This window comes from Microvirga tunisiensis, from assembly GCF_009296175.1.
Classification (GTDB): domain Bacteria; phylum Pseudomonadota; class Alphaproteobacteria; order Rhizobiales; family Beijerinckiaceae; genus Microvirga; species Microvirga tunisiensis.
The window spans coordinates 1-719 of record NZ_VOSK01000926.1; the positions used below are offsets into that span (position 1 = coordinate 1).

Annotated in this window: 1 protein-coding gene and 1 other annotated feature; the gene reads right to left on the reverse strand. The window is 66.8% G+C overall.

Translation table 11 applies throughout. The features are described 5' to 3' along the window. Positions 1-719: IS3 family transposase (locus FS320_RS44555; protein ID WP_244627792.1), on the reverse strand; the 719-nt coding region annotated here is incomplete at both ends. Next, positions 661-719: a sequence feature (AL1L pseudoknot), on the reverse strand. This feature is flagged as partial in the annotation. It overlaps the preceding gene by 59 nt.

The window sequence follows — 719 nt, forward strand, 5'->3', positions numbered from 1 at the left end:
CGTCCCGCCACAGGGGGCCGACCCGGTGACGGCAACGGCGCTCGTCCAGACCGATCCGACCGGCGCTTTCGAATGCTCATCGCAACCTCCTCCTTCAGGGTGTTGCGACGACCGTTTGAATCCGTCTTGAACTCCCCTGTCTGAATGATGAATGAGGCCGGCCCGCTGGAGAGGCTGCCGCTCGTGGAGAGCCTGCTCCAGGGCATCGAGTACGAACTCGGCCCGGGCCGAGCGTGACACGCGCCAACCGACGATCCGGCGGGCGAAGGCATCGATCACGAAGGCGACATAAACGAAGCCCGACCAAGTCGCCACATAGGTGAAGTCGCTCACCCACAGGGCGTTCGGCCGCGGCGCCATGAACTGCCGGTTGACCCGGTCGCGCGGGCATGGGGCTGCGGCGTCACTGACGGTCGTCTTGATGCTCCTGCCGCGCACCACGCCTTGGAGCCCCATCTGCCGCATCAGCCGGGCGACCGTGCAGCGCGCCACCTCGATCCCTTCGCGCTGCATCTGGCGCCAGACCTTGCGGACGCCATAGACCCCGAAGTTTTCCGCAAAGACCCGGCGGATCTCCTGGCTGAGTTCGGCATCCCGGCGCTCGCGGGCCGGTCTGCGGTCGGGATTGGCCTTGCGGGCGGCATGCTCGTAGTAGGTTGACGGGGCGATCAGCAGCACACGGCAGATCGGCTCGACCCCGTAGACCTCACGATGCTCGT